Genomic DNA, 12,100 nt, shown 5'->3' on the forward strand with positions numbered 1-12,100 from the left:
CCGACGAAGGTGGGCGTCGCGATGACGTTCATGTGGACGACGGTGTCGACGCCGGCGTCCTCGATGACCCGCCCGATCATCGGGTTGCGGATGTCGGCGCGGACGAACTCGACGCCGGCGATCTCCTGGGGCGGGGGGATGACGTCGACCCCGACGACCCGGGTGACGGAGGGCTCGGCCGCGAGCCGGCGCGCGAGGAGGCCGCCGAGGTACCGGGACACCCCGGTCACGAGGACGACTCCCGCCATCGCCTCCTCCTTCCGCGACCTGCTCACCACCCGCCGGACACCACCGACAGTACCCACTCGCGGGGACACCCGGGACCCGGGCGTCCGGCCCCGGGACGAGGTCCCGGGGACGCGAAAGGTCCCCGGCGGGGGCCGGGGACCTCGTGCGGCTCAGAGGTGACGCGTGGTCACTTCTTGTTGCGACGCTGGTGACGCGTCTTGCGCAGCAGCTTGCGGTGCTTCTTCTTCGCCATCCGCTTGCGCCGCTTCTTGATGACAGAACCCATGCGATGTCCTCTGTGGAGGGATGAAGTACAGCGGCCCACCCTACCGGTGCGCGGCGTGCCGCCCAAAAACGGTCCGCGGAGGCCCGGCGGGCACGGGAGGGGCGGCGACCCGAAGGGTCCTGGATCAGGCGAGAACGTTCGGGTCCGCGCACCCACCGAACCCCGGCGAACCCGAAGGTTGCGGGATCGGGCGAGAAGTGGGGAGGGCCGGAGACGACCCGAGGGGCCGTCCGCGTGCTGCGGGACGGCCCCTCGGGATCAGGCTGACGTGACGATGCGGATCACGCGGTGTCGACGAACGAACTGCGGAGGTACTGGTGCACCTCGTCCTCCGGAACCCGGAAGGATCGTCCGACGCGGATCGCCGGCAGCTCACCGGCGTGGACCATGCGGTAGACGGTCATCTTGGACACGCGCATGATCGTGGCGACCTCGGCGACAGTGAGGAACCGCACCTCGCCGAGCTGGCGCTCCGTGGACATCGTGACCTCGTTCTTCTGCACCTCGCAGTGCCGGAAAGTCGCCCCGGCTTGGCTCCCTGCGTCGTGCTGTCGCAACCATAGGGGCAGTTGTGACCTCAGTGAAGAGGAACCCCCCAACTTCCCGCCGAATGTCCAGTCGACACGCCGTCCGCCTGTCGACCTTTCGGCGTGTCCGGTGCCTGACCGGCGCAGATGCGGCGCCGACCGGCCACGGCGGGGCCGCGGACGTCAGTCGAACCAGGGGTCCAGACCGTGCGCGGGGAAGACCGCCTGACGGGTCGCGAACACCGACCGGTCGAGGGGGTTGTCGGGGTTGTGCCCCATCGACCAGGGCTGGACCCAGATGGGCAGCCGGTCGGCGGGCAGGTCCCCCATCCGCCGTGGCCCGGGGCGCCCGAAGACCCGCTCGACGTGCTCCCGCCACTCCGCCGGCACCTCGGTGGCGGGGTCGACGGGGCGGTGCGCGGCGATGGCGACGAGGTGCGCCCACGAGCGCGGCACGACGTCGACGAGCTCGTAGCCGCCGCCCCCGAGCGCCACCCAGCGGCCGTCGCAGACCTGGTGGGCCAGCGTATGCAGCTCGTCGTGGGCGCGGCGCTGGGCGTCGACGCTGATGGCCAGGTGCGCCAGCGGGTCCTCGACGTGGGTGTCGCAGCCGTGCTGGGTGACGAGGACCTGGGGGGCGAAGGCCCGTACGAGCGGGGGAACGACGGCGTCGATGGCCCGCAGCCACGACGCGTCGGTCGTCCCCGGCGGCAGCGCGACGTTCGCGACGCTGCCGCGGGCGTCCGGGCCGCCGACGTCGCCCGGCCAGCCGGTGCCGGGGAAGAGGTGGCGGCCGCTCTCGTGCAGGCTGACGGTGAGCACGCGCGGGTCGTTCCAGAAGGCCCGCTCGACGCCGTCGCCGTGGTGGACGTCGATGTCGACGTATGCGACCCGCTCGACGCCGTGGTCGAGCAGCCACTGGATGCCGACGGCGATGTCGTTGTAGATGCAGAACCCGCTGGCGTGCGTGCGCATCGCGTGGTGCAGGCCGCCGCAGTAGTTGACGCCGTGGTCGGTCTCGCCCTCCCACACCCGCCGGCAGACGTCGACGGTGCCCTGGACGATGCGCGCCGACGCCTCGTGCATGCCGGCGAAGGCGGGGTCGTCGGTGGTGCCGAGGCCGCGGTGCAGGTCCGCGTTCGCCGGGTCGGCCGAGGCGTCCTTGACGGCCTGGACGTACACCGGGTCGTGGACGGTGGTCAGCAGCTCGTCCGGGGCGACCTCGGGCGCGAGCACGTCGACGTCCTCGAGCACGCCGAGCGCGCGGGCGAGGCGCGTCGTGAGGTCCAGCCGCACCGGTCCCATCGGGTGGTCGGGCCCGAAGTCGTACGCCGTGAAGACGTCGTCCCAGATGACGGTCGTCCGGTGGGGCATGGCTGCACCGTACTCGGTGGCCCGGCGTGGCAGGCTGGGCCCGGACCGGCCACCGACGACGAGAGGACGCCGCGATGGGCAAGGGCGTGCGCTCCGAGGACGAGGTGCTCGTCATCGGCCTCGGCCGCTTCGGCGCCGCCGCCGCGCTGGAGCTGCGGCGCCTCGGGCACAAGGTCACGGCCATCGAGAAGGACGGCTTCCTCGCCGAGAAGTTCCTCGGCCGGATCAGCCAGGTCGTCCACGGCGACGCCAGCGACGTCGGGGTCATCCGCGACGCCAAGGCCGGCCGCTTCCGGATCGCCGTCGTCGGGATCGGCTCCTCGGTCGAGGCCTCGGTGCTGGCCGGCGCGAACCTCGTCGACGCCGGGGTGCCGGACATCTGGGCCAAGGCGCTCTCCCCCGAGCACGCCCGCATCCTCGACCGCATCGGCATCCACCACATCGTCCGGCCCGAGGCCGACACCGGGCGCCGGGTGGCGCACCTGGTCGGCGGGCGGATGCAGGACTACATCGAGTTCGACGACGGGTTCGCCATCGTCAAGATGCGCCCCCCGACCGAGACGATCGGCTTCACCCTCGAGCAGAGCGCGGTGCGCAGCAAGTACGGCGTGACGGTGGTCGGGGTCAAGGCCCCCGGCGAGGACTTCACCTACGCGGTGCCGTCGACGAAGATCTCGGCCCACGACGTCCTCATCGTCAGCGGCCCCACGACCCTCATCGAGCGGCTGGCCGCCCGCCCGTAGCCCCGCCGCGTCAGAGGTTGGCGATGCCCCCGCGGTCGCCGCCGAGCGGGAGGGTCATCGCGACCTCCTCCTCGCCGTCGTCCTCGGAGACGACGCGCATGGGGCGGCGGTTGCCCGTGGGCCGGAACCCGAAGCTGCTCGCGAAGGCGACGGCCCGGCCGTTGTCGGTGCCGACCCAGTAGTAGAGGTGGGAGCGGCCCTGCTCGGCCGCGACCCGGGCGCCGGAGCGGACGAGGGCGGCGGCGACGCCGGACCCGCGGGCCTCGGGGCGCACCCACAGCCCGAAGAGCTGGGCGATGTGCGGCTCGTCCTCGCCGAGGGCGCCGACGCTGGCGATGCCGAGGGCCTCCTCCTCGCGCTCGGCGAGCAGCCGGGTGGAGCGCTGCATCCGCGCGCGCCAGAAGTCCTCGGCCTCGGCCTCCTCGTCCGCGTGCGTGGCGACGAAGGCCTCGGGCGACTCGGCGAGCGCGCGCAACCGCATGGTGCGGTACTGGTCCCACTCCTCCACGCCCAGCGTGCGCACCGTGATGTCGCTCATGGCCGAAACCCTCTCACGGCACCCATGGGTGGGGGCAAGGGGGCACCGCCGGGGCCGGACGCGCCGGGTCCCACGGGTCGAGGAGCCGCGACGCGCGGCACGCGGGCGGCTCGGTCCAGCGCGTCGCGACCCCTCGTCCGGGGGCGTCGACCGGGGGGTGCCGGGGGCCCGGGTGGCGTCGTCGTCAGGGCAGGTCGAGGGCCATCCGGACCTCCTCGACCCCCGGGTCCCAGGGCATGACGCCGGTCTCGCCGGTGAGGGCGAACCCGCGCCGCAGGTAGAAGCGGCAGGCCCGGACGTTCTCTCGGGCGACGTCCAGCAGCACCCGGCGCCGGCCCTCCCCCGCCGCGTGGGCGAGGGCGGCGTCGACGAGCGCGTGGGCCGCGCCGCTGCCCCGGGCGGAGGGGACGACCCACATGCCGACGAGGTAGGTCTCGTCCTCGGTGAGCCCGTCGGGGTGGAACAGGCCCACCGAGCCGACGGGACGGTCGCCGTCCCAGGCCAGCCACACCGCTGGACCGGAGCGGACGAGCGCGAGCCACTCCTCGTCGCTGCGGGCGGCGCTCTGCGCGTACGTCGTCCAGAAGGCGCGCGGGCTGTCCAGGAGCGAGGCCTGGCGCACCGCCCGGTAGTCGCGCCACGTGGCCTCCGTGACGCGCTCGACCCGCAGCGCCGGCGCGAGGCCGGGCACGGCGTCCGCCGGTGGGTCGGCCGGGGGGTCGGCCGTGGGGTCAGCCACCGGCGAGCTCGCGGCTGCGGGTGGCCGCCGCCTCCATGGCGCTGATGAACGCGGCCCGCACCTTGTGGTCGTCCATGACCCGCAGCGCCGCCGCCGTCGTCCCCCCGGGCGAGGTGACCTGCTCGCGCAGCACGGTCGGGTGCTGCCCGGTCTCCTTGATCATCGTCGCCGCGCCGAACAGGGTCTGGACGACGAGCTCGGTGGCGGTCTGGCGGGGCATCCCGAGGACGACGCCGGCCTCGATCATGGCCTCGACGACGTAGAAAATGTACGCCGGGCCGCTGCCGGAGATCGCGGTGACGGCGTCGAGCATCCGCTCGGGGACCTCGACGACCTTGCCGGTGGCGGCGAGCAGCTCGCGGGCCTCGGCGAGGTGCTCGGGCGGGCAGCTGCCGCCGCCGGACACCGCGGCCATGCCCTGGTCGACGAGCGCCGGCGTGTTGGGCATGACCCGCACGACCGAGCGGCCCTCGGGCAGCCGGGACTCAATGAAGGTCGTCGTGATGCCGGCGGCGAGGCTGACGACGAGGTTGCCGTCGGCGACGTGCGGCGCGACCTCCTCGAGCAGCGAGCCCATGTCCTGCGGCTTGACGACGAGGACGAGGGTGTCGGCCGCGGCCGCGGCGTCGGCGTTCTCGAGGACGCGCACGTCGTACCGCTCGGCGAGCTCGGCGGCGCGCTCCGGGCGGCGCTCGGTGATGACGAGGCTGTCGGCCGGCCGCCCGGCCCGCAGCAGCCCCGAGAGGAGGGTCTCGCCCATGACGCCGGCACCGAAGATCGCGACCGTTCCCATGGCAGCCGACCCTACGGCCTCAGCCGCGGGTGGCGAGCGAGCGCAGGAAGAAGCGGACGTTGGCCGGGCGCTCGGCCAGCCGCCGCACGAGGTAGCCGTACCAGTCCTCGCCGAAGGGCAGGTAGACGCGCATCTGGTGGCCGCGGTCGGCGATGCGCTTCTGCTCCAGGTCGCGGACGCCGTAGAGCATCTGGAACTCGTAGGAGTCCGCCGAGCGGTCGTGGTGCTTGGCGAGGGCCGAGCCGATCTCGACGAGGCGCGGGTCGTGGGTCGCGACCATCGGGTAGCCCTGGCCGGCCATGAGCACCTTGAGGCAGCGCACGTACGAGAGGTCGACGTCGGTGCCGTCCTGGTAGGCGACCGACTCCGGCTCCTTGTAGGCGCCCTTGCACAGCCGGATCCGGCTGCCCTCGTGGGCGAGGTCGCGGCAGTCGGCCTCGGTGCGGTGCAGGTAGGACTGCAGGACGGCGCCGACCCAGGGGAAGTCGGCCCGCAGCGCGCGCACGGCCTCCAGGGTGCGGTCGGTCGTCGTGTGGTCCTCCATGTCGATGGTCACCGTCGTGCCGAGCCGCTGCGCGGCGGCGCAGATCTCGCGGGCGTGCTCGAGCGCCATGGCGTCCCCGTCGCCGGGGATGGCCTGGCCCACCGCGCTGAGCTTGACGCTGACCTCGGCCCTGCCGTCCGCGGCGAGGTCCTGCTCGGCCAGGGCGTCCAGGAGCGCCACGTAGACGTCGCGGGTGTGCTCGGCCTGGGCCCGGTCGGTGACGTCCTCACCGAGGTGGTCGATGGTCGTCATCCGGTGGGTGGTCTGCAGCTCCGCGGCGGAGCCGACGGCCTCGGGGACGGTCTCGCCGGCGACGTAGCGCGCGACGACGGCCCGGCTCATCGGGGCCTTGACGACCGCCGAGCGCACGCTGTCGGACTCGGAGATCTGGAGCAGGGCTCCACGGAGCAGGTCGGAGGCGTCCACGGTCAGCAGGCTATCGGGCGCCGCCGGGCACGAGCCGCCGCGACGAGCGCCCGTCGTGGTCGGGGCACAACCCTTCGGCGATCGCGGGGACGCGGGCCGCCCCGCGCTGCGACCTGATGGCCCGTCGGGGCCGAGTCCCCGCCCCGCGGACAGGCAAGCCGGACCCCTGCCCCCGCGGAACGCTCCCGCACGCGACGCGAACGCTCCCGCACGCGACGCGAACCGTTCCGGTCGCGATGCATCTCCCACCGCCCCACCCACCGTCGCTCGGCTCGATCCGGCCGCGACGCACTCCCCACCTCCCCCTTCTCACGCTCTTGTGACCCCGTTCGCTCAGGGCGGCAATGGGCGGGGCGATCACCTCCCCTCGACCCGTCGCGCCGTTGCACCCCTCCCACGGAACGCTCCCGCACGCGACGCGAACCGTTCCGGCCGCGATGCATTCCCCACCGCCCCGTGGCCCGGCTCGATCCGGCCGCGACGCACTCCCCACCTCCCCCTTCTCGCGCTCTTGTGTGCGGCCCCATTCGTTCTGGACGGCAACGGGGGCTGTTCACCGCCCCTCGAACCGTCGAGCGGAACCACTCCCCTGCGGAACGCTCCCGCACGCGACGCGAACCGTTCGGGTCGCGATGCATTTCTCACGACCCCCTATTGCCCGGCGCGATCGGGGCGCGCGCCCGGACGGCATTGTGGAGGCCCTTCCCTCCCCGCGGACCGGCGCGCCCACTCATTGGCCCTGCGGAACGCTCCCGCACGCGACGCGAACCGTTCGGGTTGCGATGCATTTCTCACGACCCCCTATTGCCCGGCGCGATCGGGGCGCGCGCCCGGACGGCATTGTGGAGGCCCTTCCCTCCCGGCGGACCGGCAAGCCCAACCACCGTCCCCGCAAAACGCTTCCGCACGCGACGCGAACCGTTCCGGTCGCGATGCATTTCCCACCGCCCCTACCCCCCTCACCTCTCGTTGTGCCGTACGCGCGATGTTGGACAGCACCCAAGCGAGGCGGCAGTAAGCGCGACGGTCACCTGCTCGCGGACCGGACATCCGGACCCCCCATTCCCTGCCCTACCCTCCTACTCCCTGCCCCTGCCCCTGCCCCTGCGCCTGCCCCTGCCCCTGCCCCTGCGAAACGCTCCCGCACACGACGCGAACCGTTCCGGTCGCGATGCATTTCTCACGACCCCCTGTCGTCGGCACGGTCCGGACGACCCACCGCGGCGCGACGCCACGGGAGGGCTGTGGACAACTCGGCGGCGTGACCGCGCGAGTGGGCGAGGATCGACGAGCAGACGGGACGAGGGTCTACGGCGGCGGGGGAACAGGGTGTGCGATCCGGGGGGGCGAGCGGGTGGACGAGGGTGCACGGCGGAGAGGGGGGACGGTGCGTGACCCGGGGGCCGAGACGGTGGACGAGCTGCTCGAGCGCCTGAGCGTGCGAGCGACGCACGCGCGGATGTCCTCGCGGTGCATGTTCCTGCCGCAGGAGGACCGCGTGGGGGACCTCCCGCTCCTGCTGCGGCTGGCGTCGACGGCGACCGACCGGCGGGTGTCCGACCGCCTGGCCGGTCTCGAGCTCGCGCTGACCCCACCGGAGCTCGAGGTCCTGCGGCGCGTCGCCCAGAAGCCGTCGGGTGGCCGGGACCTCGCGACGTACCTCGGGCGCAGCCCGCAACGGGTCTCGGCCGTGCTGGCCCGGCTCGTGGAGCTCGGTCTCGTGCAGCGGGAGCCCTCCTGGCGGGACAGCCGGGTCCACGCGGCCCGACCCACCGACGCGGGGCTCGACGCGGTCGACGACGCCGCCGAGCGTCTCGCCGGGACCGTGGGCGTCGACCTCGACGGCCTCGGCGTCGAGGTGCGCGACCTGTTCGCCCGCGTGCTCGTCGTCGTCGCGGCGGGCTGACCAGGGCGTCGACGGGAGACGCGACGCTCAGCCGGGTGCGCGGGCGAGGTGCAGACGGGCGAAGGCGAGCGACTCGGCAAGGTCCAGCTCGCGGCGCTCCTCGTCGCCGCGCCGGGTGCCGACCTCGACGACGACGTCGCCGGCGAACCCGGAGGCGGCCAGGGCCTCCAGCACCGGCCCGCAGGGCTGGGTGCCACGCCCCGGCACGAGGTGCTCGTCGCGCGGCGAGCCCGAGCCGTCGGCCAGGTGCAGGTGCGCCAGGCGCGGACCCAGCCGCTCGACCATGGCGAGGGCGTCCGAGCCGGCGGTCGCCGTGTGCGAGAGGTCGAGCGTCACGTGGTCGTAGGGCTGGGTCACGGGGTCCCAGTGCGGCAGGTACGCCTCGAGCTCGCGCGAGCGCGGCGCCCGCCACGGGTACATGTTCTCGACGGCGAGCCGGACGCCGGTGTCGTGCTCGCGCAGGGCGATGCCGTCGGCGAACCCGCGGGCGTAGTCGCGCTGCCAGCGGAAGGGCGGGTGCAGGACGACGGTGGGGGCGCCGAGCTCCAGGGCGAGCTCGACGGAGCGGTCGACCTTGCCCCACGGGTCCGTGCCCCACACGCCCTGGGTGACGAGCAGGGTCGGCGCGTGCACCGACAGCACGGGCACGCCGTGGTGCTCGGCCAGCGCCCGCAGCGCCCCGGCCTCACGGGTCAGCGGGTCGGTCCAGACCATGACCTCGACGCCGTCGTAGCCGAGGCGCGCGGCCGTCGCGAAGGCCGACGCCGCCCCCTGCGGGTAGACCGACGCGGTGGCCAGGCCCACCCGGACCGGGGTCGGGGCCGACGCCACCTCAACCCATCCGGTCCAGGTGGCGCAGGAGGATGCCCTCGCGCAGCGCCCACGGGCAGATCTCGAGCGCCTCGACGTCGAGGAGGTCCATCGTGGCCTCGGCGACGACGGCGCCGGCGAGCATCTGCCGGGCCCGCGCCCGGCTGACGCCCGGCAGGTCGGCGCGCTCGCGGGCGGTCATCGCGGCGATCTCGGGCAGGGTCTCGGTGAGGGCGGCGCGCGGCAGCAGGCGCGGCTCGTACATCCCCTCCGAGCTCGGGGCGGCGCCGCAGATGCGGGCCAGCGAGCGCATCGTCTTCGAGGTGCCGACGGCGCGGTCCGGCGCTCCGGCGCGGGTCAGCGGCCGCAGCTCGCGGGCGATGGTGGCACGGACGCGTCGCCGGGCCTCGCGGACGTCGTCGGGGGCCGGGGGGTCGCCGGGCAGGAGGTCGCGGGTGACCCGGCCGGCGCCGAGCGGGACGGAGACGGCGGCGTCGGGCTCCTCGTCCATGCCAACGGCCAGCTCGAGCGAGCCGCCGCCGATGTCGGCGACGAGCAGCGTGCCCGCCGACCAGCCGAACCAGCGTCGGACGGCGAGGAAGGTCAGTCGCGCCTCCTCCTCGCCGGTGAGGACGTCGAGGGTCACGCCGGTCTCGGCGGCGACGTGGGCGAGCACCTCGTTGCCGTTCGGGGCCTCGCGGACGGCGCTGGTGACGAAGCCGCGCAGGTCCTCGACGCCCTGGTCCTCGGCGACCCCGAGGCACTCCCCGACGAAGCGGGCGAGGGCGTCGCGGCCCTCCGCGGCGATCGCTCCGTCGTCGGTGACGTGCTCGGAGAGGCGCAGCTCGATCTTGTGCTTGCTCGCGGGCAGCGGCATCGCGCCCGGGTGCGCGTCGACGACGAGCAGGTGGACCGTGTTCGATCCAACGTCGATGACCCCGAGCCGCATGGGCCCCAACGTATCCGGTCCCGGCGTGGGCTCGCGGCGGCCGACCGGGGCCGGTGCATAGGGTGGGCGCGTGCCCGAAGCCCCGCTGGACATGCCCCGGACCTGGGCGGAGTTCGCCGACCCGGCGGAGGACGGCCAGCGCTTCCGGGTCGACCTCACCTTCCTCACCTCGAGCTGGACGTGCATCTTCGGCGCCGGCTGCCAGGGCATCTACGCCGACCGCCCGGACGACGGCTGCTGCACCCTGGGCGCGCACTTCACCGACGACGACGACGTCGAGCGGGTGCGGGCCGTCGTCGCCGAGCTCGGCGAGGACGAGTGGCAGCACCACCCCGGCTACGGCAAGCGCGGCGACAAGAGCCCCGCGCGCTCGTCGGCGTGGCTCGGGAGCGAGGACGGGGCGCGGACGACCAAGGTCGTCGACGGCGCGTGCGTCTTCCTCAACCGGCCCGGCTTCCCCGCCGGCGCCGGCTGCGCGCTGCACCAGCACGCCGTGGCGGAGGGCACGCCGCCGCACGCCGCGAAGCCGGACGTCTGCTGGCAGCTGCCGCTGCGCCGGTCCTACCGCACCGTCGAGCTGCCCGACGACACCTCCTACCTCGAGGTGACGATCGCCGAGTACGACCGACGCGGCTGGGGTCCGGGCGGGCACGACCTGGACTGGTACTGCTCGGGCAACCCCGAGGCGCACGTCGGCGCCGAGCCCGTCTACCGCGGCAGCCGCGCCGAGCTCGTCGAGCTCATGGGCCGGGCCGCCTACGACGAGCTCGTCGTGCGCTGCGAGGCGCACCTGTCCGCCGTGCGCCAGGCGGGGTCGACCGGCGGCCGGAAGCTGCTGCCGCTGCTCGTGCACCCGGCGACCGCCGCGGCCGGCACCGTCGGCGGCCGGCGCGAGAAGGTCAAGCGCCGCCGCGGCACCAGTGCCCTGCCCGACGGCGCGAACGAGCCGGCCGCCCCGCCCCGGGCGCGGCGTCGCGCGTGACGCCGCGCGGGACCGCCGCCGACCGGCCGGTGGGCCGCGGGTGATCCGCAGCCCGAACATCTGGGACACCCCGGAGGTCTACGAGGTCGAGAACCTCGCCTCGGACCGGGCGGGGGTCATCGACGCCACCGTCGCGGCGCTGCACCCGGTGCGCGGCGCCGACCTGCTCGACATCGGCTGCGGCACCGGCTTCCACCTGCCGCGGTTCGCCGACCGCGGGGCGCGCGTGCTCGGCCTCGAGCCGCACCTGCCGCTGGTCCGGCGGGCGGCCAACCGGCTCCGCGCACGGGGGTCGCGGGCCCGGGTCGTCGCCGGCAGCGCCGAGGCGCTGCCGCTGGCCGACGCCTCCGTCGACCTCGTCCACGCCCGCTGGGCCTACTTCTTCGGGCCCGGCTGCGAGCCGGGGCTGCGCGAGCTGGAGCGGGTCGTGCGGCCCGGCGGCACCGCCTGCCTCGTCGACAACGACGCGACCCGCTCGACCTTCGGCGCCTGGTTCCGCCGGGGCTACCCCGCCTACGACCCCGTCGCCGTGCAGCGGTTCTGGGACCGGCAGGGCTTCACCACCGAGCGGCTGACCATCGCCTGGACCTTCGACCGGCGCGCCGACCTCGAGGCCGTGACCCGCATCGAGCTCCCCCCGGCCGCCGCCGACGCGGCGCTCGCCGGGCACGAGGGGCTCGTCGTCGACTACGCCGTGGCCCTGCGCTGGCGCCGCTACTGACGCTCAGCGGTCCGCGGCGGCCGGGGACAGGCGGGTGGGACCGTCGTGGCCGACGGCGTGCCGGACCCGCTCCAGGTGCCGCGGGTCCATCGGCGGCAGGTCGGTCAGCGACGCCCAGCGCACGTCGCTGGACTCGTCGTCGGCCACGTGGGCGTCCCCGCCGAGGTAGCGGCAGCGGAAGGTGTGGTCGACGTACCGGGTGCGGTCGCCGTTCGGGTAGGTGACGGTCGGCGTGACGTTCACCCAGGTGAGGGCCTCGACCTCGGCGCGCACGCCGGTCTCCTCCAGGCACTCGCGGACGGCGGTGTCGGCCGGGTGCTCGCCGGGGTCGCAGATGCCGGTGACCGGCGTCCACTCCCCCGTGTCGGCGCGGCGGACCAGCAGCACCCGCTCGCCGTCGAGCACCACGGCCGTCACCCCCGGCAGCCACAGCAGCTCGTGCCCGACCGCGGCACGCAGCCGCAGGATGAAGTCCGGGGTCGCCATGCGCTCCACCCTAGGAGCCACCGACCCCCGGCCCGCCGTGCGAGGATC

Annotated in this window: 15 protein-coding genes; 4 read left to right on the forward strand and 11 right to left on the reverse strand. The window is 74.6% G+C overall.

The annotated features are described in order from the left end of the window. The 4 genes from EPD83_RS18625 to EPD83_RS18640 form a co-directional block, all read right to left on the reverse strand. On the reverse strand, nt 1-248 hold a 248-nt coding region (locus EPD83_RS18625; RefSeq protein WP_165566989.1), incomplete at its 3' end, for an NAD-dependent epimerase/dehydratase family protein. A gap of 167 nt (nt 249-415) precedes the next feature. Further along, nucleotides 416-514, reverse strand: a complete 99-nt coding sequence (locus EPD83_RS18630; protein WP_003792170.1) for a 30S ribosomal protein bS22 — start codon at nt 512-514, stop codon at nt 416-418. A 281-nt stretch (nt 515-795) separates the two neighbouring features. Next, nucleotides 796-996, reverse strand: a complete 201-nt coding sequence (locus tag EPD83_RS18635; RefSeq protein WP_128367996.1) for a helix-turn-helix domain-containing protein — start codon at nt 994-996, stop codon at nt 796-798. Nucleotides 997-1,224: 228 nt separating this feature from the next. Further along, nucleotides 1,225-2,415 carry an acetoin utilization protein AcuC gene (locus EPD83_RS18640; RefSeq protein ID WP_165566990.1) on the reverse strand — a complete coding sequence of 397 codons (1,191 nt, stop codon included), beginning with the start codon at nt 2,413-2,415 and terminating at the stop codon, nt 1,225-1,227. A 74-nt stretch (nt 2,416-2,489) separates the two neighbouring features. Between EPD83_RS18640 and EPD83_RS18645 the strand changes: the two genes are divergently transcribed. Beyond that, nucleotides 2,490-3,158, forward strand: coding sequence for a potassium channel family protein (locus tag EPD83_RS18645; RefSeq protein WP_128368256.1), 669 nt, complete (start codon nt 2,490-2,492; stop codon nt 3,156-3,158). 10 nt (nt 3,159-3,168) lie between these two features. Here EPD83_RS18645 and EPD83_RS18650 read toward each other — a convergent pair whose 3' ends face one another. From EPD83_RS18650 to EPD83_RS18665, 4 genes are all read right to left on the reverse strand, one after another. Continuing rightward, nucleotides 3,169-3,696, reverse strand: coding sequence for a GNAT family N-acetyltransferase (locus tag EPD83_RS18650; RefSeq protein ID WP_128368255.1), 528 nt, complete (start codon nt 3,694-3,696; stop codon nt 3,169-3,171). 184 nt (nt 3,697-3,880) lie between these two features. Further along, on the reverse strand, nt 3,881-4,435 hold the full coding sequence (locus tag EPD83_RS18655) for a GNAT family N-acetyltransferase (RefSeq protein ID WP_165566991.1): 555 nt from the start codon (nt 4,433-4,435) through the stop codon (nt 3,881-3,883). Continuing rightward, nucleotides 4,428-5,228: a pyrroline-5-carboxylate reductase gene (proC, locus tag EPD83_RS18660; protein ID WP_128368531.1), complete on the reverse strand. Its 801-nt coding sequence runs from the start codon at nt 5,226-5,228 to the stop codon at nt 4,428-4,430. Before proC ends, EPD83_RS18655 begins: the two co-directional genes overlap by 8 nt. Before the next feature lie 19 nt (nt 5,229-5,247). Beyond that, on the reverse strand, nt 5,248-6,198 hold the full coding sequence (locus tag EPD83_RS18665) for a proline dehydrogenase family protein (RefSeq protein WP_205859612.1): 951 nt from the start codon (nt 6,196-6,198) through the stop codon (nt 5,248-5,250). A 1,387-nt stretch (nt 6,199-7,585) separates the two neighbouring features. On the opposite strand from EPD83_RS18665, the gene EPD83_RS18670 reads away from it, so the two are divergent. Next, nucleotides 7,586-8,104, forward strand: coding sequence for a MarR family winged helix-turn-helix transcriptional regulator (locus EPD83_RS18670; RefSeq protein WP_164896737.1), 519 nt, complete (start codon nt 7,586-7,588; stop codon nt 8,102-8,104). Between the two features lie 27 nt (nt 8,105-8,131). Here EPD83_RS18670 and EPD83_RS18675 read toward each other — a convergent pair whose 3' ends face one another. Both EPD83_RS18675 and EPD83_RS18680 read right to left on the reverse strand, forming a co-directional pair. Next, nucleotides 8,132-8,935: a sugar phosphate isomerase/epimerase family protein gene (locus tag EPD83_RS18675; RefSeq protein WP_128368469.1), complete on the reverse strand. Its 804-nt coding sequence runs from the start codon at nt 8,933-8,935 to the stop codon at nt 8,132-8,134. 1 nt (nt 8,936) lies between these two features. Beyond that, entirely contained in the window at nt 8,937-9,863 is a 927-nt protein-coding gene (locus tag EPD83_RS18680) for a Ppx/GppA phosphatase family protein (protein ID WP_165566992.1), read from the reverse strand. Nucleotides 9,864-9,933: 70 nt separating this feature from the next. Between EPD83_RS18680 and EPD83_RS18685 the strand changes: the two genes are divergently transcribed. Together EPD83_RS18685 and EPD83_RS18690 are read left to right on the forward strand one after the other, a co-directional pair. Then, nucleotides 9,934-10,845, forward strand: a complete 912-nt coding sequence (locus EPD83_RS18685; protein WP_235950720.1) for a hypothetical protein — start codon at nt 9,934-9,936, stop codon at nt 10,843-10,845. Between the two features lie 40 nt (nt 10,846-10,885). Then, nucleotides 10,886-11,566 (forward strand): class I SAM-dependent methyltransferase, encoded by a 681-nt coding sequence (locus EPD83_RS18690; protein ID WP_128368295.1) that lies wholly within the window; start codon nt 10,886-10,888, stop codon nt 11,564-11,566. A gap of 3 nt (nt 11,567-11,569) precedes the next feature. On the opposite strand, the gene EPD83_RS18695 is transcribed toward EPD83_RS18690, so the two are convergent. Further along, on the reverse strand, nt 11,570-12,052 hold the full coding sequence (locus tag EPD83_RS18695; RefSeq protein ID WP_128368296.1) for an NUDIX hydrolase: 483 nt from the start codon (nt 12,050-12,052) through the stop codon (nt 11,570-11,572). Nucleotides 12,053-12,100: the final 48 nt, after the last annotated feature.

This window comes from Phycicoccus flavus (genome assembly GCF_004025965.2).
Classification (GTDB): domain Bacteria; phylum Actinomycetota; class Actinomycetes; order Actinomycetales; family Dermatophilaceae; genus Phycicoccus; species Phycicoccus flavus.